The 20,802-nt window shown below is 65.2% G+C and carries 25 protein-coding genes and 1 tRNA gene; 17 read left to right on the forward strand and 9 right to left on the reverse strand.

The genetic code is table 11. The features are described from left to right. Window position 1: 1 nt before the first annotated feature. The 3 genes from AC0L2L_RS08255 to AC0L2L_RS08265 are packed head-to-tail and all read left to right on the forward strand — an operon-like array spanning window position 2 to window position 2,150. A complete protein-coding gene (locus AC0L2L_RS08255) occupies window positions 2-634 on the forward strand; it encodes a precorrin-8X methylmutase (protein ID WP_473577421.1) in 633 nt (210 codons plus the stop codon). Continuing rightward, complete coding sequence (locus tag AC0L2L_RS08260) at window positions 631-1,389, forward strand: precorrin-2 C(20)-methyltransferase (protein WP_473577423.1); 759 nt, start codon at window positions 631-633, stop codon at window positions 1,387-1,389. Before AC0L2L_RS08255 ends, AC0L2L_RS08260 begins: the two co-directional genes overlap by 4 nt. Continuing rightward, window positions 1,386-2,150 carry a precorrin-3B C(17)-methyltransferase gene (locus AC0L2L_RS08265; RefSeq protein WP_473577424.1) on the forward strand — a complete coding sequence of 255 codons (765 nt, stop codon included), beginning with the start codon at window positions 1,386-1,388 and terminating at the stop codon, window positions 2,148-2,150. Before AC0L2L_RS08260 ends, AC0L2L_RS08265 begins: the two co-directional genes overlap by 4 nt. On the opposite strand, the gene AC0L2L_RS08270 is transcribed toward AC0L2L_RS08265, so the two are convergent. After that, window positions 2,114-2,881, reverse strand: a complete 768-nt coding sequence (locus tag AC0L2L_RS08270; protein ID WP_473577426.1) for a cobalt-precorrin-6A reductase — start codon at window positions 2,879-2,881, stop codon at window positions 2,114-2,116. The two genes, AC0L2L_RS08265 and AC0L2L_RS08270, sit on opposite strands and share 37 nt — an antisense overlap. Window position 2,882: 1 nt before the next feature. Here AC0L2L_RS08270 and cbiE point away from each other — a divergent pair, with 1 nt between their 5' ends. The 8 genes from cbiE (at window position 2,883) to AC0L2L_RS08310 (ending at window position 9,892) form a co-directional block, all read left to right on the forward strand. Continuing rightward, entirely contained in the window at window positions 2,883-4,124 is a 1,242-nt protein-coding gene (cbiE, locus tag AC0L2L_RS08275) for a precorrin-6y C5,15-methyltransferase (decarboxylating) subunit CbiE (RefSeq protein WP_473577428.1), read from the forward strand. Then, window positions 4,121-4,618: a cobalamin biosynthesis protein gene (locus AC0L2L_RS08280; RefSeq protein WP_473577430.1), complete on the forward strand. Its 498-nt coding sequence runs from the start codon at window positions 4,121-4,123 to the stop codon at window positions 4,616-4,618. The genes cbiE and AC0L2L_RS08280 overlap by 4 nt, the downstream gene beginning before the upstream one ends. Further along, window positions 4,615-5,379, forward strand: coding sequence for a precorrin-4 C(11)-methyltransferase (cobM, locus tag AC0L2L_RS08285; protein ID WP_473577431.1), 765 nt, complete (start codon window positions 4,615-4,617; stop codon window positions 5,377-5,379). Before AC0L2L_RS08280 ends, cobM begins: the two co-directional genes overlap by 4 nt. Further along, window positions 5,376-6,191: a uroporphyrinogen-III C-methyltransferase gene (gene cobA / locus AC0L2L_RS08290; protein ID WP_473577432.1), complete on the forward strand. Its 816-nt coding sequence runs from the start codon at window positions 5,376-5,378 to the stop codon at window positions 6,189-6,191. The genes cobM and cobA overlap by 4 nt, the downstream gene beginning before the upstream one ends. Further along, window positions 6,188-7,504, forward strand: a complete 1,317-nt coding sequence (locus AC0L2L_RS08295; protein WP_473577434.1) for a cobyrinate a,c-diamide synthase — start codon at window positions 6,188-6,190, stop codon at window positions 7,502-7,504. Before cobA ends, AC0L2L_RS08295 begins: the two co-directional genes overlap by 4 nt. Next, window positions 7,501-8,268, forward strand: coding sequence for an adenosylcobinamide-GDP ribazoletransferase (locus AC0L2L_RS08300; RefSeq protein ID WP_473577435.1), 768 nt, complete (start codon window positions 7,501-7,503; stop codon window positions 8,266-8,268). Before AC0L2L_RS08295 ends, AC0L2L_RS08300 begins: the two co-directional genes overlap by 4 nt. Before the next feature lie 23 nt (window positions 8,269-8,291). Beyond that, on the forward strand, window positions 8,292-9,317 hold the full coding sequence (gene cobT / locus AC0L2L_RS08305) for a nicotinate-nucleotide--dimethylbenzimidazole phosphoribosyltransferase (RefSeq protein WP_473577437.1): 1,026 nt from the start codon (window positions 8,292-8,294) through the stop codon (window positions 9,315-9,317). Between the two features lie 242 nt (window positions 9,318-9,559). Next, on the forward strand, window positions 9,560-9,892 hold the full coding sequence (locus AC0L2L_RS08310) for a hypothetical protein (protein ID WP_473577438.1): 333 nt from the start codon (window positions 9,560-9,562) through the stop codon (window positions 9,890-9,892). 176 nt (window positions 9,893-10,068) lie between these two features. Here AC0L2L_RS08310 and AC0L2L_RS08315 read toward each other — a convergent pair. Both AC0L2L_RS08315 and AC0L2L_RS08320 read right to left on the reverse strand, forming a co-directional pair. After that, window positions 10,069-10,144: transfer RNA gene (locus AC0L2L_RS08315), tRNA-Lys, on the reverse strand. A gap of 103 nt (window positions 10,145-10,247) precedes the next feature. Beyond that, window positions 10,248-11,150 (reverse strand): PhzF family phenazine biosynthesis protein, encoded by a 903-nt coding sequence (locus AC0L2L_RS08320; protein WP_473577440.1) that lies wholly within the window; start codon window positions 11,148-11,150, stop codon window positions 10,248-10,250. A gap of 132 nt (window positions 11,151-11,282) precedes the next feature. Between AC0L2L_RS08320 and AC0L2L_RS08325 the strand changes: the two genes are divergently transcribed. From AC0L2L_RS08325 to AC0L2L_RS08335, 3 genes are read left to right on the forward strand one after another with little or no spacing between them, the layout of a single operon-like run. Further along, entirely contained in the window at window positions 11,283-12,569 is a 1,287-nt protein-coding gene (locus tag AC0L2L_RS08325; RefSeq protein ID WP_473577442.1) for an efflux RND transporter periplasmic adaptor subunit, read from the forward strand. A gap of 3 nt (window positions 12,570-12,572) precedes the next feature. After that, a complete protein-coding gene (locus AC0L2L_RS08330; RefSeq protein WP_473577444.1) occupies window positions 12,573-13,277 on the forward strand; it encodes an ABC transporter ATP-binding protein in 705 nt (234 codons plus the stop codon). Further along, window positions 13,274-14,491: an ABC transporter permease gene (locus AC0L2L_RS08335; protein ID WP_473577445.1), complete on the forward strand. Its 1,218-nt coding sequence runs from the start codon at window positions 13,274-13,276 to the stop codon at window positions 14,489-14,491. The genes AC0L2L_RS08330 and AC0L2L_RS08335 overlap by 4 nt, the downstream gene beginning before the upstream one ends. Window positions 14,492-14,514: 23 nt before the next feature. Here the strand turns inward: AC0L2L_RS08335 and AC0L2L_RS08340 are convergent, their stop codons facing one another. Both AC0L2L_RS08340 and AC0L2L_RS08345 read right to left on the reverse strand, forming a co-directional pair. Beyond that, a complete protein-coding gene (locus AC0L2L_RS08340) occupies window positions 14,515-15,231 on the reverse strand; it encodes a hypothetical protein (protein WP_473577447.1) in 717 nt (238 codons plus the stop codon). 4 nt (window positions 15,232-15,235) lie between these two features. Further along, on the reverse strand, window positions 15,236-16,348 hold the full coding sequence (locus tag AC0L2L_RS08345) for an endonuclease/exonuclease/phosphatase family protein (RefSeq protein ID WP_473577449.1): 1,113 nt from the start codon (window positions 16,346-16,348) through the stop codon (window positions 15,236-15,238). A gap of 179 nt (window positions 16,349-16,527) precedes the next feature. Between AC0L2L_RS08345 and AC0L2L_RS08350 the strand changes: the two genes are divergently transcribed. Both AC0L2L_RS08350 and AC0L2L_RS08355 read left to right on the forward strand, forming a co-directional pair. Next, window positions 16,528-17,115, forward strand: coding sequence for a BA14K family protein (locus AC0L2L_RS08350; protein ID WP_473577451.1), 588 nt, complete (start codon window positions 16,528-16,530; stop codon window positions 17,113-17,115). 172 nt (window positions 17,116-17,287) lie between these two features. After that, window positions 17,288-17,572 (forward strand): PilZ domain-containing protein, encoded by a 285-nt coding sequence (locus AC0L2L_RS08355; RefSeq protein WP_473577453.1) that lies wholly within the window; start codon window positions 17,288-17,290, stop codon window positions 17,570-17,572. Between the two features lie 18 nt (window positions 17,573-17,590). On the opposite strand, the gene AC0L2L_RS08360 is transcribed toward AC0L2L_RS08355, so the two are convergent. From AC0L2L_RS08360 to AC0L2L_RS08375, 4 genes are all read right to left on the reverse strand, one after another. Further along, a complete protein-coding gene (locus tag AC0L2L_RS08360; RefSeq protein WP_473577455.1) occupies window positions 17,591-17,863 on the reverse strand; it encodes a hypothetical protein in 273 nt (90 codons plus the stop codon). 237 nt (window positions 17,864-18,100) lie between these two features. Further along, the gene (ilvC, locus tag AC0L2L_RS08365; RefSeq protein ID WP_473577457.1) at window positions 18,101-19,120 is read right to left on the reverse strand and encodes a ketol-acid reductoisomerase; all 1,020 of its coding nucleotides are present in this window, start codon (window positions 19,118-19,120) and stop codon (window positions 18,101-18,103) included. A gap of 18 nt (window positions 19,121-19,138) precedes the next feature. Next, window positions 19,139-19,810: a TetR/AcrR family transcriptional regulator gene (locus AC0L2L_RS08370; RefSeq protein ID WP_473577535.1), complete on the reverse strand. Its 672-nt coding sequence runs from the start codon at window positions 19,808-19,810 to the stop codon at window positions 19,139-19,141. Window positions 19,811-19,943: 133 nt separating this feature from the next. Continuing rightward, window positions 19,944-20,399, reverse strand: coding sequence for a MarR family winged helix-turn-helix transcriptional regulator (locus AC0L2L_RS08375; protein ID WP_473577458.1), 456 nt, complete (start codon window positions 20,397-20,399; stop codon window positions 19,944-19,946). Between the two features lie 96 nt (window positions 20,400-20,495). On the opposite strand from AC0L2L_RS08375, the gene AC0L2L_RS08380 reads away from it, so the two are divergent. Then, on the forward strand, window positions 20,496-20,801 hold the full coding sequence (locus AC0L2L_RS08380) for a Rieske (2Fe-2S) protein (protein ID WP_473577459.1): 306 nt from the start codon (window positions 20,496-20,498) through the stop codon (window positions 20,799-20,801). The last annotated feature ends 1 nt before the right edge of the window (window position 20,802 follow it).

Here is a 20,802-nt window from a genome sequence, read left to right on the forward strand (position 1 = left end):
CATGGCCGCCTACGACTACATCCACGACGGCACGGCGATCTACGAGCGCTCTTTCGCCATCATCCGCGCCGAGGCGGACCTGTCGCGCTTTTCCGAGGCGGAAGCGGATGTCGCGATACGCATGATCCATGCCTGCGGCCACGTCGAGGCCGCCAGCCATTTCGTTTTCTCGAACGGCTTCGTCGATGCTGCCCGCGCGGCCCTTGCCGCCGGCGCGCCGATCTTCTGCGATGCCGAGATGGTCGCTCACGGCGTCACGCGCGCCCGCCTGCCGGCCGGCAACGAGGTGATCTGCACGCTGCGCGACCCGCGCACACACGAAATCGCCAGGGAAATCGGCAACACCCGCTCGGCCGCGGCCATCGACCTCTGGGGCGAACGGATAGCCGGATCGGTCCTTGCCATCGGCAACGCGCCGACCGCGCTTTTCTATCTGCTGGAAAAACTGCGCGACGGCGCGCCGAAACCGGCCGCGATCATCGGCATGCCGGTCGGCTTCGTCGGTGCCGCCGAATCCAAGGACGCGCTGGCCGAGAATTCCTACGGCGTGCCCTACGCCATCGTGCGCGGCAGGCTGGGCGGCAGCGCCATGACGGCGGCCGCGCTCAACGCATTGGCGAGGCCGGGCCTGTGAACGCTCTTCCTAAAGGCAGGCTCGTCGGCGTCGGCACTGGTCCTGGGGATCCCGAACTCCTGACGCTGAAGGCGGCGCGCGCGCTGGCCGAGGCCGACGTCGTGGCCTATTTCGCCAAGCGCGGTAACAACAGCAATGCGCGCGCCATCGTCGAGGCGCGCTTCCGGCCGGACATGATCGAGCTGCCGCTGCTCTACCCGGTGACGACCGAGATCGACAAGGATCACGACGACTACCGCGCGCAGATCACCGATTTCTATGAGCAGTCGGCCGAACAGGTCGCCGGACACCTCAGCGCCGGCAAGATGGTCGCGGTGCTGTCTGAGGGCGACCCGCTGTTCTATGGCTCCTACATGCACCTGCACGTGCGCCTCGCGCACCGCTTCCCGACCGAGGTCATTCCCGGAATCACCGCCATGTCCGGCTGCTGGTCGGCGACCGGCCTGCCGATCGTCCAAGGCGACGATGTGCTGACCGTGCTGCCCGGCACGATGAGCGAGTTCGAGCTGACGCGACGCCTCGCCGACACCGATGCCGCCGTGATCATGAAGGTCGGCCGCAATCTGCCGAAGATCCGCCGCGCTCTGGAAGCAACCGGCAAGCTGGCGAAGGCCGTCTATGTCGAGCGCGGCACCATGCCAGGCAGCGTCTCGATGCGGCTTGCCGAAAAGCCGGACGACAAGGCGCCCTATTTCGCCATCGTGCTGGTCGCAGGCTGGTCGGCCAGGCCCGGAGCCCCCGGAGCAAAGCCATGAGCGGCCGCCTCACGGTCATCGGCCTTGGCCCCGGCAATGCCGACCAGGTCACGCCGCAGGCAAGCCATGCCGTGGCCGAGGCTTCCTTCTTCTATGGCTACAAGCCCTATCTCGACCGGCTTGAGCTGCGCCCTGACCAGACCCGCATTGCTTCCGACAATCGCGAGGAGCTTGCCCGTTCCAACGAAGCGCTGGCCAAGGCAGCCGAAGGCTACAACGTCGCCGTCGTTTCCGGCGGCGATCCCGGCGTCTTCGCCATGGCTGCGGCCGTCTGCGAGGCGATCGAAGCCGGGCCTCCCGAGTGGCGAGCCGTTGACCTTGTGGTCGTTCCCGGCGTCACCGCCATGCTTGCGGTTGCCGCCCGCATCGGCGCGCCGCTCGGCCATGATTTCTGCGCTATCTCGCTCTCCGACAATCTGAAGCCCTGGGAGCTGGTCGAGCTGCGCCTGCTGGCGGCGGCCGGCGCCGGCTTCGTCATCGCGCTTTATAACCCGATCAGCAAGGCGCGCCCCTGGCAGCTCGGCCGCGCCTTCGAATGCCTGAAGGCGATCCTGCCCGGCACCACGCCGGTGATCTTCGGCCGCGCCGCCGGCCGGCCGGACGAGCGCATCGAGGTGTTTTTGCTGGCGGATGCCGATGCGGCAAAGGCCGATATGGCGACCTGCATCATTATCGGTTCACCCGAGACCCGCATCATCAAGCGCCGCGAAAAACCCGCGCTGGTCTACACGCCGCGTTCGGCAACGGGGTCGAACAGATGATCGACCACCGCGGCCAGAGCATCGACGGTTTCAGCCGAGGAAACGTCCGGCAAGATCGGGCGGCGGATCATGACCACCTCGATGCCGAGCGCCCGCGCCGCGGCGATCTTGCCGTAGGTAGCAGCGCCGCCGCTGTTCTTGGAAACGACCGCGTCGATCCTGTATTTTTCGAGCAGCGCCCGTTCATCCGCTTCGGCAAACGGCCCGCGCGCCAGGACGTACTGCGCATCCGGCACCGCGAGCTCCAGCTCGACCGGATCGACGCTGCGGATCAGATAGCGGTGCTGCGGAGCAGCCTCGAAACCGCCGGCCTCCTGCCGGCCGATTGCGAGGAACACGCGGCGCGGTGGCGTGCCAAGTGCTTCAACCGCTTCCGCGACACTGTTCACCAGCGTCCAGCGATCGCCCGCGACAGGCTCCCAGCCAGGACGCCGCAGCGCAAGAATCGGCACGCCGGATTGCCGCGCCGCTTCGGCGGCATTGGCCGAGATACGAGCGGCGTAGGGGTGCGTGGCGTCGATCAGCAGATGGACATGCTCCTCGCGAAGATACGCATCCAATCCCTCCGCGCCGCCAAAGCCGCCGGTACGCACCGGCACGCCTTGCGCGACCGGGCTTTCGGTTCGCCCGGCCAGCGACAGCGTGACCGAGAAATCCGTGCGATGGGCGAGCTTTCCCGCCAGTTGCCGGGCTTCCGTCGTTCCGCCGAGGATCAGGATACGGTGGGTCATCATGCCTGCTAAGGGTCCGCGCGCCGCCAAGCTCGCCTCAAGGTGGCTCACCATCGTCGGCATCGGCGAGGACGGTGTAGCGGGTCTCGGCGAGGAGGCCAAGCAGCGCATCGCGCAGGCTGAAGTCGTGTTCGGCGGCAAGCGGCATCTCGCGCTCGTCTCGAACTTGGCCAAGGGCGAAGCGCGCCAATGGCCAACGCCGTTCGACACCGAAATGCGCGACGTGCTGGCGCTCAAAGGCAAGAAAATCTGCGTGCTGGCTTCAGGAGACCCGTTCTTCCACGGTGTCGGCGTCACGCTGGCCCGCAAGGTCAAGCCGGATGAGATGCTGGTGCTGCCGGCGCCGTCGTCGCTGTCGCTGGCCGCGTCCCGTCTCGGCTGGACCTTGCAGGACGTCGAGACCATCTCGCTGCACGGCCATTCGATCGATCTGATCCGGCCCCTGCTCCACCCCGGTGCGCGTATCCTTGCCCTCACATCGGACGGCGACGCACCGGCAGCCATCGCAGCACTGCTCGACGAACTCGGCTTCGGCCCTTCGCGGTTGACGGTCCTTGAGGCGCTGGGCGGTGCGGATGAAGCGCGTCGAAGCTCCCGCGCCGATGCCTTCGACCTCAAAAACATCAACCCGCTCAACGTGCTGGCGCTCGAAATTGAACCGACGCCCGATGCGCGCATCCTGCCTTTGACGGTTGGCCTTGCCGATCATCTGTTCGAGCATGACGGCCAGATCACCAAGCGCGAGATACGCGCCATCACGCTGTCGGCGCTGGCGCCAAGGCGCGGTGAGTTGCTGTGGGACATCGGCGCCGGTTCCGGTTCGATCGGCATCGAATGGATGCTGGCGCACCCCTCGCTGCGCGCCATCGCCATCGAGGCCAACGACGAACGCGCCGTCCGCATCGCCCGCAACGCCGCGCATTGCGGCGTGCCCGGCCTTGTCGTGGTCGAAGGCGCCGCGCCCAAGGCGCTCGCCAAACTGGAAAAGCCGGATGCGATCTTCATCGGCGGCGGCGGCAGCGATGCCGGCGTGCTGGAGAAGGCGATCAAGGCACTGCGTGCCGGCGGCCGGCTGGTCGCCAACGCGGTGACGCTGGAAATGGAGGCGCTGCTTCTCGACCAGCACAACAGGCGCGGCGGCGATCTGACCCGCATCGCCCTTTCGCGCGTTTCGCCGGTCGGTTCCATGCAGGCGTGGCGACCGGCCATGCCGGTTACGCAGTGGAGCTGGGTGAAGCCATGATGGTCGCGGGCATCGGCAGCCGAAAGGGCGTTGGCGTCGAAGACGTGCTGGCGGCAATAGAAACCGCGCTCGAAGCGCATGGCCTGGCGACGACGGCGCTTTCGGCTCTGGCAACGGCCGAGTTCAAACGCAACGAAGAGGCCATTTTTGCTGCCGGCCGTGAGCTCAACCTTCCCGTGATAGTGGTAGATGTTGCTGGTTCCGAACCGCCGCTCCCCCTCACCCAGCCTCCGCTTCGCTCGGCTGACCTCTCCCCGAGGGGAGAGGAGATTGCCGCCGCCGCCGGCCTCTTCTCCCCAGCGGGGAGAAGGTGGCCCGAAGGGCCGGATGAGGGGGCCGCCTCGCTCAACCTCTCGCAGCGTCTTGCCGGCATGCCGTCGGTTTCGGAAGCCTCGGCCCTTGCCGTCGCCGGTAAGGGCGCAAAGCTGCTTGGCCCGCGCACGGTGCTCGGCCCGGTCACCTGCGCCATCGCCGTTAGCGGAGACGCACAATGACCGTCCACTTCATCGGCGCCGGTCCGGGCGCGGCCGACCTCATCACCTTGCGCGGCAGCCGCCTGCTGGCGACCTGCCCCGTGTGTCTCTATGCCGGCTCGATCGTCGCGCCGGAGTTGCTGGAACATTGCGCACCCGGCACCAGACTGATCGACACCGCGCCGATGTCGCTCGACGAGATCGAGGCTGAGTATGTCGCTGCCCACAAAGCTGGCCACGACGTCTCCCGCCTGCATTCCGGCGACCTCTCGGTGTGGAGCGCGGTGGCCGAGCAGATCAGGCGGCTGGAAAAACACGGCATCCCTTACACGCTCACGCCCGGCGTGCCCTCCTTCGCGGCGGCAGCTGCAGCACTTCGCCGTGAGCTCACCATTCCCGAGCTCGCGCAAAGCCTGGTGCTGACGCGTGTTTCCGGCCGCGCCTCGAAAATGCCGCCGGGCGAGACGCTCGCTGGCTTCGGCCGCACCGGCGCCACGCTTGCCATTCATCTTGCCATCCACGCCATCGACCGTGTCGTCGCGGATCTGACGCCGCTCTACGGCGCCGAATGCCCGGTCGCGGTCGTCTTCCGCGCCTCCTGGCCGGACGAGCGCATCCTGATCGGCACGCTTGGTACGATCGAAGCGCTACTGGCGGAAAGCCCGATGGAACGCACGGCGATCATCTTCGTCGGCAGCGCGCTTGCAGCGCAGGATTTCGGCGAAAGCTCACTTTATGACGCCCACTACCAGCGGCGTTTTCGCGGACGGGACGGATTGTGAACGGCAGCGCCAATACGAACGGACGGGCAACGATCGAGCAGGCGCTGGCGCGGCTGAACTTCAAGCCGCGAGAGCTTGAGCCCGGCCATGTCTGGCTGGCTGGCGCCGGCCCCGGCGATCCCGGCTGCCTGACGCTGGAGGTGCTGGCCGCACTCGGGCAATGCGACGCGCTGGTCTATGACGCGCTGGTCTCGCCGGATGTCGTCGCGGTCGCCGAAGGCGCCGAGCTTTTCTACGCCGGAAAACGCGGCGGCCAGCCCTCGATGAAACAAGACGACATCAACACCCTGCTGGTGCGGCTGGCGCGTGAAGGCCGTCGTGTCGTGCGGCTTAAGGGCGGCGACCCCTATATTTTCGGTCGCGGCGGCGAAGAGGCTTTGGCGCTCGCGGGCGAAGGAATTCCGTTCCGCGTGCTCTCCGGCCTGACCTCCGGTCTCAGCGCCCTTGCCGCCACCGGCATTCCCGCCACCATGCGCGGCATCAACAAGGCCATCATCCTCGCCACCGGCCACGCCGCCGGCACCGATGACGACCTCGATTGGGCGGCGATCGCCCGCACCGGCCAGCCGGTCGTCGTCTACATGGGCATGGCCAATCTGCCGCTGATCGCTGCCGCCCTGCTCGCGGGCGGGCTCGCGCCGTCAACTCCCGCGGCGGTAATCGTCGCCGCGACCACGCCGCAGGAACGCATTATCGCCGCGACGCTGGCGACCATCGCAGAAGAGGCTGCGGCCGCCGGGCTCGCCTCGCCGGCGCTGATCGTCGTCGGCGGCATCGTCGCCATGCGCGCGGCACTGGCGGGTCAGACATGACGGCGCGCGCGATCATCATCGGCGCGCCGCGCTCGGGCTCGGGCAAGACCAGTGTCACCATCGGCCTGTTGCGCGCGCTCGCCCGGCGTGGACTGAAGGTGCGCGGCGCGAAATCCGGACCGGACTATATCGACCCGGGCTTCCACACGGCCGCCACGGGCCTCTCCGGCGTCAATCTGGACAGCTGGGCGATGTCGCCTTCCCTGCTCAACGCGCTGGCAACGCAGGCAACGGATGATGCCGAATACGTCATCCTCGAAAGTGCGATGGGCCTGTTCGACGGCATCCCCGCGCCGCAAGGCCGTTCCGGCTCGGCCGCCGATCTCGCCCGGCTCTACGGCCTGCCGGTGCTTCTGGTGCTCGACGTTTCCGGACAGTCGACCACGGCCGCCGCCGTCGCCAAGGGTTTTGCCACTTACGATCCGGACGTACGCATGGCAGGCGTCGTGCTCAACCGCCTCGGCAGCGAACGCCACCGGCGACTGTCGGGCGATGCGATCGAGGCGATCGGCCTGCCGGTGGTCGGCGCCATCCTGCGCGATCCGACGCTCAACCTGCCGGAACGGCATCTCGGCCTCGTCCAGGCCGGCGAATACGAGAACCTGATGGCGCATCTCGACCGGCTGGCCGACATGGTCGAGAAGTCGCTCGACATCGACGCCATCCTGGCGCTGGCGACACCGCTGGAACCGGCGGCTGGCGACTTCGGCGATGCATTGCAGCCGCCGGGACAGCGCATCGCGCTGGCGGAGGATGCCGCCTTCACCTTCCTCTATCCGCATGTCGCCGCGCATTGGCGCAAGGCCGGCGCCGAGATCGTGCCTTTCTCGCCGCTTGCCGACGAAGCCCCCTCACAGGACTGCGATGTCTGCTGGCTCCCCGGCGGCTATCCCGAACTGCATGCCGGCAAGCTCGCGGCCGCGACGAACCTGCAGGCCGGAATGGCGCGGTTCGCCGCAACAAAGCCGGTTCATGGCGAGTGCGGCGGCTTCATGGTGCTCGGCGAAGTGCTGGAGGATGCGGACGGGCAAAGCCACAAGATGCTCGGCCTGCTCGGACATTCGACCAGCTTCGCCAAGCGCAAGATGAACCTCGGCTATCGCGAGGCGCGTCTGCGCGCCGCCTGCCCGCTGGGGCCCGAAGGCACGTTGATCCGCGGCCACGAATTCCACTACGCGCAGATGCTTGCTGCCGGCAATGACGAGCCGCTGGCCGATCTTGCCGACGGCCAGGGCAATCCGCTCGGCGCTTCCGGCTACCGGCGTGGCCATGTCAGCGGCACCTTCTTCCATGCCATTGCGAGGGGCGCATGAGAGGTCCTTCCGCACCCCGGCAAGTGCTCGACGATATCGGCCTCAGCCTCGTCTTTTTCACCAGGCTGAGGCTTCCCTCGAGCGATTTCGGCGGCCGCAGCCTTGCCGACGCGATCTGGGCGGCGCCCTTTGCCGGTCTTGCGGTGGCGATCATCGGCGCGCTCGTCTATGCCATCGCCACTGTCTTCGGCCTCGCCACCGGACCGGCCTCGGCACTCGCGCTTGCCGCGACAATGCTCGTCACCGGCTGCCTGCACGAGGATGGGCTTTCCGACATCGCCGACGGCTTCGGCGGCGGCAGGACACGCGACCGGAAACTGGAGATCATGCGCGACAGCCGCATCGGCGCCTATGGCGCCGCGGCACTCGGCGTCTCGCTGCTCATTCGCTGGAGTGCGCTTTCGGAGCTGGCCGGCCCCGGCCACGTCTTTCTGGCATTGCTCGCCGCGCATGCCGGCTCGCGCGGCCTGTTCGGCGCCTTCATGCACCTTCTGCCCCCGGCCCGCAGCGACGGCCTGTCGGCAGGCGCCGGCACCGTCACCGCCGAGACCGCCTTTGTCGGCGCTGCGCTCGGCACTGTGGCGCTGCTGGCGCTCGGCCTCGGCGGCGCAATCGCGGCGCTCATCTTGCTCGGCCTGAGCTTCATGGCGTTCCGCACGCTTTGCCTCAGCCAGATCGGCGGCCAAACCGGCGACACGATCGGCGCGCTGCAGCAGCTCGGCGAGATCGCGGTGCTGCTTACCGCTTCCGTTTGCCTTTCTTGATTCTTTTTGGAGACCTTGCCCCCATGTCCCCCCAACCATCCTCGTTCAAATCGCTCGAAGACCTTCGCGCCGCCTGCCTCGATCTGCCTGCCGGCAGCGACACCGCGGCAAGCGCCGTCGCCCGCCGCCAGGAAACGCTGACCAAGCCGCCGGGCAGTCTCGGCCGGCTGGAAACCATTGCCGCCTGGCTGGCGCGCTGGCAGGGCCGCGACATGCCGCGGCTCGATGCCGTGAAAGTCTTCGTCTTCGCCGGCAACCACGGCGTCACCGCGCAGGGCGTGTCGGCCTATCCGTCGGAAGTCACTGTCCAGATGGTGGCGAACTTCGCCGACGGGGGTGCTGCCATCAACCAGCTCGCACGCATCGCCGGCGCCAGGCTCGACGTCATCCCGCTCGATCTCGATCACCCGACCGGCGATTTCACGATAGCGCCGGCTATGGACGAGAAAGCGTTCCTCGCCGCCGTCTCGGCCGGCTACGATGCCGTGACCGACGATCTCGACCTCGTCTGCTTCGGCGAGATGGGCATCGGCAACACGACGCCTGCGGCGGCGATCTCGACCGCCCTTTTCGGTGGCGGCGCGGAAAAATGGACCGGACGCGGCACCGGCGTCGACGACGCAGGCCTGAGCCGCAAGATCACCGCTATCGAGGCAGGCCTCGAGCGTCACGCCGATTCGCTCTCCGACCCTTTGAAGATCGCGGCTGCCCTTGGCGGGCGTGAGCTTGCGGCGATCCTCGGCGCCACGCTCGCCGCGCGCAAAAACAACGTGCCGGTGCTGCTCGACGGCTTCGTCTGCACTGCCGCCGCAGCACCTCTGGCGAGGCTCCACCCGACCGGCCTCGCCCACACCATCGCCGCCCATGTCTCGGCCGAAGCCGGCCACCGCCGCCTGCTCGAGGCGCTCGGACTGCCGCCGCTGCTCGATCTCGGCATGCGGCTCGGCGAAGGCTCCGGCGCCTGCCTTGCCGTCAACATCGTCCGCTCGGCGCTGGAATGCCATGCAAGGATGGCGAGCTTCGCCGAGGCAGGCGTCTCGGAAAAATGACGGGACGTCCCAACGGATTGGTCCGCCCTTGCGCAATTTCTGTTTCTACAAATCGGCTTAAAATTATCTAAATTTAGCGGATTTGGCAGCTGCACTGATCTGACGCAAGATCAGTTAAAGATCCTATTACCAATAATTGCGGATGATTTGTGACTATCATCACAGATCAAACTCCGACGCCATGCCAAATCGTACCTCGTCACTATTCCAGTATTGAGGTTTCTTCACAAACGGAGGAAGGCATGGCTCGTTCGATTAGAGTACTTTACCGGGGAATGAAGGGTATAATTCGTCAGAACTTCAATTGGGACCCGATCAACCTAGACTCTGTGGTGATCATAACAGCAGCGGAGTTTATACCTGCCTTCGGTGGCTTTGGTGGCGGACCGAAGACGCTTGGGCGCCCAAATCTTGGCTCCGCCAATGTTTATGTGACCAATGTTGGCCCCCACGGCGTGGCCGGCGGGGAAGCAGGAGGCGTTGAATTCCTTCTTCATGTCGACTGGGACAGCCCGTTGGACATCATTGCAACCATCACCGTTCTGGATGACATCGAGGAATTCTTCCAGGCGTAGGGGTCGTCTTCCACGGCCTAGTGCGGCATTGGCACATACGGCTTGATCCTGCGATCGCCAGTTGGGCATCAATCGTCATGAGAGCTGTCTGACGGCCGATCGTTGCAGGTCTTGAGCTTGAACAGCTCAATCCGCCGCGAAGGCGGGCCAAAAAGGAGAAATATCATGAGAAAAAATGGTGGGTGTGCACAGGATCGAACTGTGGACCCGCTGATTAAGAGTCAGCTGCTCTACCAACTGAGCTACACACCCACACCGCCGGAAACCCAGCGTCGGCGGGCATATAGCCGCCGCTTTCGGTGATGTCCAGCCCTGCCGGATCATTTCCCGACAAATCGCCCAATTGCCGCACCGGTCAGATGAAAAGCCGGCCTTCCGCCACCTTCACGGCATGGCCGCCGATGCGCGCGGAGGCCAGTTTTCCGGCCTCGACATTGAGCTCGAGCCGGATGCGCGAGGGCCTGCCCATTTCCAGCCCCTGCTCGATCCAGAGCTGCGAGGTGCCGTCGGTCGGGGCATCGAAATGCATGATGGCGCCGGCGAAGGCCGCCGCGGCCGAACCGGTTGCGGGGTCTTCGTAGGACGGATTGCCGGGCACGATCATACGCACATGAAAAGCGCTGTCGTGATGGACCCGCTCGCGGCAATAGACATACGGGCTGGCCATGGCCCATTCGCTCTTGCGCGGCGCAAGCTCCGACCACGCCTGGTTGTCGAGCCTGATCTTGGCCGCCTCCTCCAGTCCGGCAACGGGAATCGTCACATAAGGTACGCCGGCCGACCAGAAGGCGACGCGGTGATTCTCGAAGCCGATCTCGTGCGGGGCAAGTCCGAGCGCCGCGCCGATCGCTTCGGGATCGGACTTGAGTTCCAGCGGCTCCGGCAGTTTCGCGAGATCGAACTCGGCGAAGGTCGAGTCGCCATGCTTGCTCACCGCGCAACGCACTGGTCCGATATTCTCCTCCAGCACGAAAATGCCGGTCGCCTCGCCGGCCAGTTCGGCCAACGCGATCGCCGAACCGACTGTCGGATGCCCTGCGAAAGGCATTTCATAATCGGGCGTGAAGATGCGGATACGGTTGCGGTGCTTTGGATTGTCGGGAGACAGCACGAACACCGTCTCGGAAAGGTTGAATTCGCGCGCTATCGCCTGCATGGCGGCAGTGTCCAGCCCATCGCAGTCGAGCACCACCGCAAGCGGATTTCCGGCCAGCCTTTCGGTGGTAAACACATCGTAAAGCAAGTAATTGCGCGCCATGGAGAAAACCTTTCGCCCCGCCTCGAATTTCTGCCTCAATCCAAACATGAGGGAAATTTAATTTGAAATTCGAACCTTAAGGCCTGATTTGTGCACGGATAGGGACTTCAATTTCCAGCATAGGGGTCCAGCGTGGACCAGCTTGTCAATCCGCCAAACGCGGAATCCGATACTTCCATAGAGGCCGCGCTTGGGCTCGACCGTAAGGGCGTTAGCCGCAAGCGTCGCCGCTTCTGGCTCTACGCTCTGCTGGCGATAACGATCGTCGCAGCCGGCATTGCCTTCTATCAATGGTACGCCGCCGCGCCGCCCAGGATCGAATACGCCACTGTGCCTGCGGCGACCGCCGACCTCACCGTCGCGGTATCTGCCACGGGCACGCTGCAGCCGCTGACCCAGGTCGACATCTCCAGCGAGCTTTCGGGCATCGTCCGCTCGGTCGCGGCCAATGAAAACCAACAGGTCAAGAAGGGCGACGTGCTGGCGACGCTCGATACCGCCAAGCTGGAAGTGCAGATCGAGCGCGCCACCGCCTCCGCCAAGGCGGCGGCGGCAGCCGTCGAGACCGCCAAGGTGACCTTGCAGGAAAACGAGAACGCCGTGGTGCGCGCGGCGGCCCTCACCAAGCGCGGCATGGCGACGGACCAGTCGCTCGAAGCGGCGACCGCGACGCGCGATCGTTCGAAGGCGGCGCTGGACAGCGCCGAGGCCAACCTGGCCATCGCCCAGGCCGACCTCAAGGCGCAGCAGACCGACCTTGCCAAGAGCACCATCTATGCGCCCATCGACGGCATCGTGCTCACGCGCTCGGTCGATCCCGGCCAGACGGTCGCGTCCTCGCTGCAGGCGCCCGTGCTCTTCGTCATCGCCGCCGACCTGAGGAACATGGAATTGCAGGCTGCGGTAGACGAGGCCGATATCGGCGCGGTGAAGCCCGGCCAGCACGCCCGCTTCACCGTCGACGCTTTCCCGGACCGACCCTTCGACGCCGAGATCCGCGACATCTCCTACGCCTCGGTCACCACCGACGGCGTCGTCAGCTACAATGCGCGTCTCGAAGTCGACAATGGCGAGCTTCTGCTCAGGCCCGGAATGACGGCGACGGTCTCCGTCGTCACCCGGCAGGCCAAGGGCGTGCTTACCGTTCCCTCGACAGCCTTCCGCTATCGCCCGATGCAACGGGCGGACCGCGGCTGGAGCCTGCGCGACCTCTTCACCGGGCGCATGGGCCGCCCCAACCGGCAGCCAGAAGCGACGAAGGCGCCGACCGACGGCTCGCGCACGCTTTATGTGCTGGAGAACGGCCGGCCGCATCCGGTCAACGTCAAGATCGGTTCGACCGACGGCGAGTTGACCGAGATCACGTCCGGCCTCGACGAGGGCGCGCAGATCATCACCGGCGCGCAGCAGCGGAGCTGACCCGTGTCGGCTCCCCTGCTCATCACTTTCGACAAGGTCTGGAAGAGCTATGGCCAGGGCGAGGCCCGCGTGCATGCGCTGGCCGGCGTCGATCTCGCCATCCGGCGCGGCGAATTCGTCGCCATCATGGGTCCGTCCGGCTCGGGCAAGTCGACCGCCATGAACATCATCGGCTGCCTCGACACACCGACCGTCGGAACCTACTCTTTCATGGGCATCGACGCAGGCCGGCTCGACCGCAACCGCCGTGCCTTGCTGCGCAACCTCTATGTCGGCTTCGTCTTCCAGGGCTATAATCTCCTGCCGCGCACGACGGCGGCGGAAAATGTCGAGCTGCCGCTGATCTATCGCGGCGTTGCCGCGCGCAAGCGCCGCGATCTCGCCATGCAGGCGCTGGCCGAGGTCGGTCTTGTCGGGCGCGAGCACCACACGCCGGCCGAGCTTTCGGGCGGCCAGCAGCAGCGCGTGGCGATCGCCCGCGCCATCGTCACCAGGCCGACGCTGCTCGTCGCCGACGAACCGACCGGCAATCTCGATACGGCGCGCACGCATGAGATCATGGAGTTGCTGACCAGGCTCAACGTCGAGCTCGGGCTCTCCATCGTCATGGTCACGCATGAGGCCGATGTCGCCGGCTATGCCGGCCGCACCATCCGTTTCCTCGACGGCCATGTCGCTTCCGACACGATGAAGGCGGAGGCGGCATGATCTGGGAAACCGTCCGCCTTTCGCTGCGCTCGATCCGCCGCAACGTGCTGCGCTCATTCCTGACGTTGCTTGGCATCGTCATCGGCGTCGCGGCCGTCATTGCCATGCTCACCATCGGTTCCGGCACGACGGAGAAGGTGAAGGCCGATATTTCGAAGCTCGGCAGCAACCTGCTGGTCGTTCGCGCCGGCCGCCCGGCTGGACCCGGTGGCCCAGGAGGTCTCGACCAGGCGGTACGGCCGCTGGCCGAAAAGGACGTCGCCGCGCTGGTCGCGCATCTGAGCGGCGCGCGCGCGGTTTCGCCCGCCTCGCAAAAACAGGTCCGCGTCATCTTCGGCACCGAAAGCCTGACCTCGGGCGTGACCGGCACCGACAGCGCCTATCTCGACGCCCGCGACTGGAAGCTGGTTTCCGGACGGCCATTCAGCGATTCCGAAACGCGCGCCGGCGCCGGTGTCTGCCTGATCGGCGAAACAGTGCGCCAGCAATTCTTCGGCGCCGGCGATCCGGAGGGCGAGATCATCCGCGTCAACCGCACCTCCTGCAAGATCATCGGCCTGCTCGAGCCCAAGGGCTATACCGGCTTCGGCCAGGACCAGGACAATGTCGTCCTGATGCCATTGCACGCCTATCAGCGGCGCATCGCCGGCAACCGTGACATCGACAACATCTACATCGCCGCCGACGACCGCACGCCGACCACCGAGCTGCAGCCGCGCGTCGAGGACATTTTGCGCGACACGCGCCGCATCACGCCTGACCGCGATGCCGATTTCGCCATCCGCGACATGACCCAGATCGCCGATGCGATGACCAGCGCCACCACCACCATGACCGGCATGCTGGGCGCGGTGGCCGGCGTCAGCCTGCTGGTCGGCGGCATCGGCATCATGAACATCATGCTGGTCTCGGTCACCGAGCGCACGCGCGAGATCGGCATCAGGCTGGCCATCGGCGCGCATGAAAAACACATCCTCATCCAGTTCCTGGTCGAGGCGACGGTTCTGTCGCTCTTAGGCGGCATCATCGGCATCCTGATCGGGCTTTCGCTGGCAGGCCTCGCCTCGATGGCGCTGACGATACCCTTCGCGCCAAGCCCCGCCGTCATCCTGCTCGCCGTCGGCTTTTCGGCGCTGATCGGCATGGTGTTCGGCTTCTTCCCGGCGCTGCGCGGCGCACGTCTCGATCCGATCGACGCGCTGCGGCATGAATAGAGGGCAACAGAGCCAGGACCGTCCTAGTTGCCGTTGGCGAAATGCCACTCGACCAGCGGCTTCATGTGCGGCATCAACCCGTCCGGCAGATCGACGGCATTGCGGATGATAACCGGCCCCTCGATCTCGGGCTCCGACTCGGTGGCGACGAAGGCGCTGATGCGGCGCGCCAGCTCGTCTGCCGGCTCGGCCACCCGATAGTGTCGGACGATCACGGTGCCGCTCGCCGTCGATAGAGCATGATAGCGCTGCCCACGTTCAGCCTGCGACAGGTCGAGCCCGGTCTCTTCCCCCACCTCGCGGATCATGTTGAAGTCGACATCGACAAGGCCGTCGCGGAAGTCGACCGGCTCGAACGAGCCGGCGGCGAAATAGACGCGTCCGGCATTGACCGTATGCAAACCCATGCGGATCGCCACCAGCGCATTGTCGCCGGCGACCAGCATGGCATGCGCATAGGCATGCTCGGCGCCGGAATTCTCACGCCGTTTACGCCACAGCAGGAAGGTCGAATACTTCACCGCATGGCAGCGGCCAACGAGGCGATTGTCTCGGTAGGCAAGCTCTGAAAGCAGCACCACGGTGCCGTCGAACAGCGCCGGATTGGCCGCGATCTCCTGCCGCCAGTTCTCGGCGATCGCCTCTGCATTGCGCACCGCGAACGGGTGCGGGCCGGGATCCAGGCGGACGTCGATCGCGTCGACCGGCAGGATGATGTTGCGTGGCAGATCGAAACTCATCGGGTCACGCCATATCCAGAGTGATCGCCACAGGGCAATGGTCCGACGCCTTCGGCCTGTCCCAGCCGGCGCGCGGAAAACGTTCGACCTCCTGTCCGGGCGGAAAGATGGTGCGCCAGGGCTGGCCGCTGCGAATAATGTCGGGAACCGCGGTGGCGTTCTTCGCGGCCAGCGCCTTCGACAGGAGGATATAATCGAGCTGGCAGAGATGCCGCTCCTCCGGGCCGCGTGTGTGGTAGAAACTCCAGCGGTCGATCTCCGGCCGCCGTTCGACGACGTTCTCGCAAAAACCACCGGCGGTCAGGGTGTTGATCGAGGACCGGGCCTCGTCGACAACCTCGAACCGGTAGCCGTCGACGGCGTCGCCGTCGATCTTCACGCGTTGCCGGTAATCGTTCAGGTCACCGCAGATCGCCCAGCGCTTGTCGGCGGCATGGTCCTTGCCGAAGCGTTCCTCGATGATGCGGCGCACCGCCTGCGCCTCGGCAATACGCAGCGCCATCGTCGCCTCGCGGCCGTCCAGCCCGTTGCGCGGCGGGCCCATCGATTTGAAATGCACGAGATAGAGCGTCAGCGGCGCGTTGCCGACCTTCAGGTCGATTTCCAGGCAGTCGCGCCGAAAAATACGCTCATTGGGAAGATAGCCGAGCGCGGCGAGTTCCGGCGTAAACAGGCCGAACTGTTCGAAGGTGACATAGGCATGGCTGGTCATGCGCACGAATTCGATCGGCTGCCCTTGCGCGGTCTCGTTGCGCATCATCAGGGCGACATCGATGCCGCGCGTGTCGTTGCCGGCGGTGGTGTATTTCTGCCGGTAGCCCTGCCCGACCATCTTGAACAGATAGCCATATTCGAACGCCTTCAGCGCCTCGATATTGTCGACCTCCTGCATGCAGATGATATCCGCGTGGGTGGCCGCGATGGCGAGTGCCGTCAACTGGCGGGTGTCGTCGGACTGGGCGATCGCGCGGGCCTGCTCGAGGATCCGGTATTCAGCCTCGCTCTGGATATCGAACAGCGCCAGCGCGCGGTCTTCATTGAGCTGGTTGCGATAGCCCGAGAAATCGAACCTGTTCATCAGGTTCTCGACATTGAAGGTGGCGAGGCGCAGCGACATGGCCGTGACCTTTGCCCGCAAGCTGGCACGAAGACAAGAGCCTGATCCCTACCCGCTATGGTTGATCCATCATGGTTGACGGAACCTTTCCGTTCATCCTCCGTTCAGACGGAAAGTTCCATCAATAGGCCTCTTCCCGGGATATGCTGGGCGTGGGGCCTTACTTCTTGGAGAGTGAAATGAAACCGCTCTTTTCTTCCCTCAGATCCGGGCTCCTGGTCCTGGGTCTTGCGGCCGGCGTGACGACGCCCTCGATCGCCGGCCCGATCCTGCAACCCGATCTCTCGACCGCGACGAGCACGGCGGCCCCCAAGGTCATCCCCGTCCGCGACAGCTGGGCCGGCGGCAACAACTACTCGCCGCGGATGTATGACTGGCGCTGGCGCCGCGGCGGCGACTGGCGCGGCCGCGATTTCAGATGGCGCGGCGGCGACTTCCGCGGCCGTCATTTCTCCCGCAACTGGGATGGCGGCGGGTGGGACGACGGTTGGCGCTGGCGGCATCACCGCCATCATCGGCATTTCGGTGGTGGTGAGGCAGCCCTTCTGGGGCTGGGTCTCGGCCTGGGCCTGGGCAGCCTGGCCTACGGCAATTATTACGATCCCTATCCGCGCTACTACCACCCGCGGCGCATCTACCGGACCGAGCGGCTGTCCAGCGCGCATGTCCAGTGGTGCTACGACCGCTACCGGTCGTATCGCGCCTGGGATAATACTTTCCAGCCCAACTATGGGCCCCGCAAGCAGTGCTGGTCGCCTTATAGCTGAGTTGCCCGCCAACACAGGCAGGGAAACGGCGCCCCTCGAGGCGCCGTTTTATTTTGCGGCAACCCTATGCCCCGCGACCGTGATATAATCCTATATTTATCAACGGCGCCTATTCATCCATGTTGGTGCCCCACATGCCGATTCGCGGCGAAATCCGCAGAGCGTACCCGCAATGGCCGAAAACGAGCTCAGGATCCAACGCAGGCAACGCGTGCTGAAAGGCGCGACGATCCTGACCGGCATCACCAATTCCGAGGTGACATGCACGGTGCGCAACATGCATGAGAACGGCGCGGAGTTGAAAGTGCCGATCGATGCACGCGTGCCGGACGAGTTCCTTCTCTACGTGCCGATCGACGGCATCGGCTACAAGGCCGTGGTGCGCTGGCGCCGCGACGATCGCATCGGCGTCGAGTTCACCGGCACCGAGCCCAAGCCTCACTGGCACTACGGCTGAACGGCGGATCGCGTCTTCTCAAGTGACGAATTGAACGCCGACCAGTCTCGCCGAGCGCCAGCGTACAAGCGCGGCACGCGCAGCGCCATTGACCACCAGCTCGAAACTGTGCGGCACGCCGGTCGCATCGCCGAAGCTCAGTTGTGCGCCGTGTTCGGACTCGTTGCGCATCAATCCTTCGACCGCTCCGAAGCCGCCGTTGAACCGCAAGGTTGCGCCCCTGAGCACACGCCTGCGTCGCTCTATCCGGCGTTCGCCAACAAATGCAGCGCCATTATCCGTGGTTTCCATCGCCAGTCTCCCCATCACTGTTCTGGGCCATGCGAAGCGAATTGCGTGCCAGCATAATCGTATCGGAATGAAACAGCCGGGCGAGAAAAAGCCGGCGGATCGCTCCGCCAGCCTCTCCAAGCAACTATGAAATTACGAACTAGTTCTTCGCCTTGTCGACCAGCTTGTTCTTGGCGATCACCCGCGCGACCGCAGGGCCAAGCCCGAGGACGCGCAGGCGAGAAGATGTGGATCGCCTTAGTTCTTCGCCTTGTCGACCAGCTTGTTCTTGGCGATCCACGGCATCATTGCGCGCAGCTTCGAACCAACCTCCTCGATCTGGTGGCTGTCGTTGTTGCGGCGGATGCCCTTGAAGCGGGACATGCCGGCGCGGTATTCCTGCATCCATTCCGAGGTGAACTTGCCAGTCTGGATGTCCTTCAGGATGCGCTTCATCTCGGCCTTGGTCTCCGCGGTGATGATGCGCGGACCCGAGACGTATTCGCCCCATTCGGCGGTGTTCGAGATCGAGTAGTTCATGTTGGCGATGCCGCCTTCATAGATCAGGTCGACGATCAGCTTCACTTCGTGCAGGCACTCGAAATAGGCCATTTCCGGCGCGTAGCCGGCTTCCACCAGCGTCTCGAAGCCAGCGCGGATCAGCTCGACCAGACCGCCGCACAGCACAACCTGCTCGCCGAACAGGTCGGTCTCGCATTCCTCGCGGAAATTGGTCTCGATGATGCCGGAACGGCCGCCGCCGACCCCGCAGGCGTAGGACAGCGCGAGGTCGAGCGCGTTGCCCGAAGCGTCCTGGTTGACGGCGACCAGGCACGGCACGCCGCCGCCCTTCTGGTATTCGCCGCGCACGGTGTGGCCCGGGCCTTTCGGCGCGATCATGACGACGTCGACCGAAGCCTTCGGCTCGATCAGGCCGAAATGCACGTTGAGGCCATGCGCGAAAGCAATCGCGGCGCCGTCGCGGATGTTCGGGGCGATTTCGTTTTTGTAGATGTCGGCCTGCAATTCGTCGGGCGTCGCCATCATCATCAGGTCGGCCCATTTGGCGGCGTCGGCCACGCTCATCACCTTGAGCCCGTCGGCCTCGACCTTCTTGGCGGTGGCGGAACCGACTTTCAGACCGATGGCGATCTCCTTGACGCCGGAATCCTTGAGGTTAAGCGCATGCGCACGGCCCTGGCTGCCATAGCCGATGATGGCGACCTTTTTGCCCTTGATCAGATTGAGATCGGCGTCACGATCGTAGTAGACACGCATTTTGGTCTTCCTTCCCGTTTATAGTTCAGTGGCCCTGTGGCCGGCTTTTGCTCCGAAAAGAGCGAGAAACTGTTGCGTCGCCCGCGCGGCGTCGCCGCCGATCGTCGCATCAGTCAATTCCACCCGGTCGCCGAGCAGCAGACGGATCTGCACGTCCCGGCCGACCAGGCCGAAAAACGTCCGGAACGCCGTCTCGGCGTCCTCGAAATCGAGCAGCCCGGCCTGCCGGCCTGCTTCCAACACCGGCTTCAGGCGCCTGGCAAGGGCGAAGCGGCCATGCTGCAGCACGACCGCGCCGAGATCGTCCTTGCCCTCTTTACGCTTAGTTGGCCCGGCATGGCCGACGGCCACGCGGTTGAGCGCGATCGACGTATCGCTGGAAATCACCTTCAGCCAGTCGGACGCAAAGCGTTCGAGGCTCGCCGTCAGCGAAGCAAGGTCGAGCCCTTTGCGATCGACCGGCGCAACACGCACCTTGGAAGCCTGCCATTGCACTGTCGCCGTCAGCAGCCCGTCGCGGTCGCCGAACCATTTGTAGAGCGTTTCCTTCGAGCAGCTTGCCCGCCGAGCCACCGCGGTCATGGTCAGGTTGTCGCCCTCCTCGACCAAAAGGCGAAGTGCTGCATCCAGCACGGCCTGCTGCCGCTCGGTGAGCGCTTCGCTTGTGTCGATGTCGGCGCCGGCCTGCAGCACGCTCTGTCCTGTTTTCCCGGTCGCTTAGGGGCGTACCGTACGTTACGGTTCGGCTTATTGCGTATTTCGGTTTCCGACGCAAGGGGCTGCGGCGAAAAATGACCCGGCGGAACAGCGAAAAGCTCGCCAGCTAATCGTTGGCCGTCGGGTCGCGCAGTCGTCCGAGCAGGCTGGCCAATGTCTTCAGTTCCTGGGCTGAAAGCCTGTCCCCCATCAGGTCGCCGATCGAGGCTCCATAGATCGCCCAGATGCGGCGGCGCATCTCGCGACCGCTTACCGTGATGCGCACGGTCTGGCCGCGGCCGTCATCGGAAACAGGCAGCCTCTCCACCAGGCCATCCGCCTCGAGCCGGGCCAGCAGCCTCGATACGCCGTACTGCGCCAACAGCACTTGATCGATCAGCTCGAAGGGACGCAAGCCGCCCTCGCCCGCTTCGGCGAGTTCATGCAGCACGTCGTACCAGGCAAGCGGCGGCAGTCCGTTTGCCTTCAGCGCATCCTCGGTCTTTTCGACCAGTTGGCGCGACACGCGCACCAGGCGCGCCCAGGCGGTGACGGCTTCGGGTGATGGGGATGTTTTCGTCATCCGGGCAGCCTAAGCGATAGATGCAATTGCATCAAGCTTGACGATCGATGCAGATGCATCTATATAGATGCAAATGCATTGATATGGAACAGCCCTATGAAACACGAAATCTGCAAGATCGCCGATATCCCGCAAACCGGCAGCCTGATCGCGCCCTTCTTCGGTCGTGAGGTCCATGTCTGGCGCAGCGGCGAGCGCATCCGCGCCGCGGCCAATGTCTGCCTGCATTTCGGCGGACCGCTGGACTGCAAGGACGGCGCCTTCGTCTGTCAGTGGCACGGCGCCCGCTTCAATATCGAAAACGGTGAGCGCCTCGAAGGCCCGGCGCCGAAGGGCTCGCGCCTGATGTTCCTGTCGACCCGGGTCGAGGACGGCGCGCTCAATTATGTCTGGGGAGAGTGAG

The sequence above is a fragment of the Mesorhizobium sp. WSM4832 genome (genome assembly GCF_055811115.1).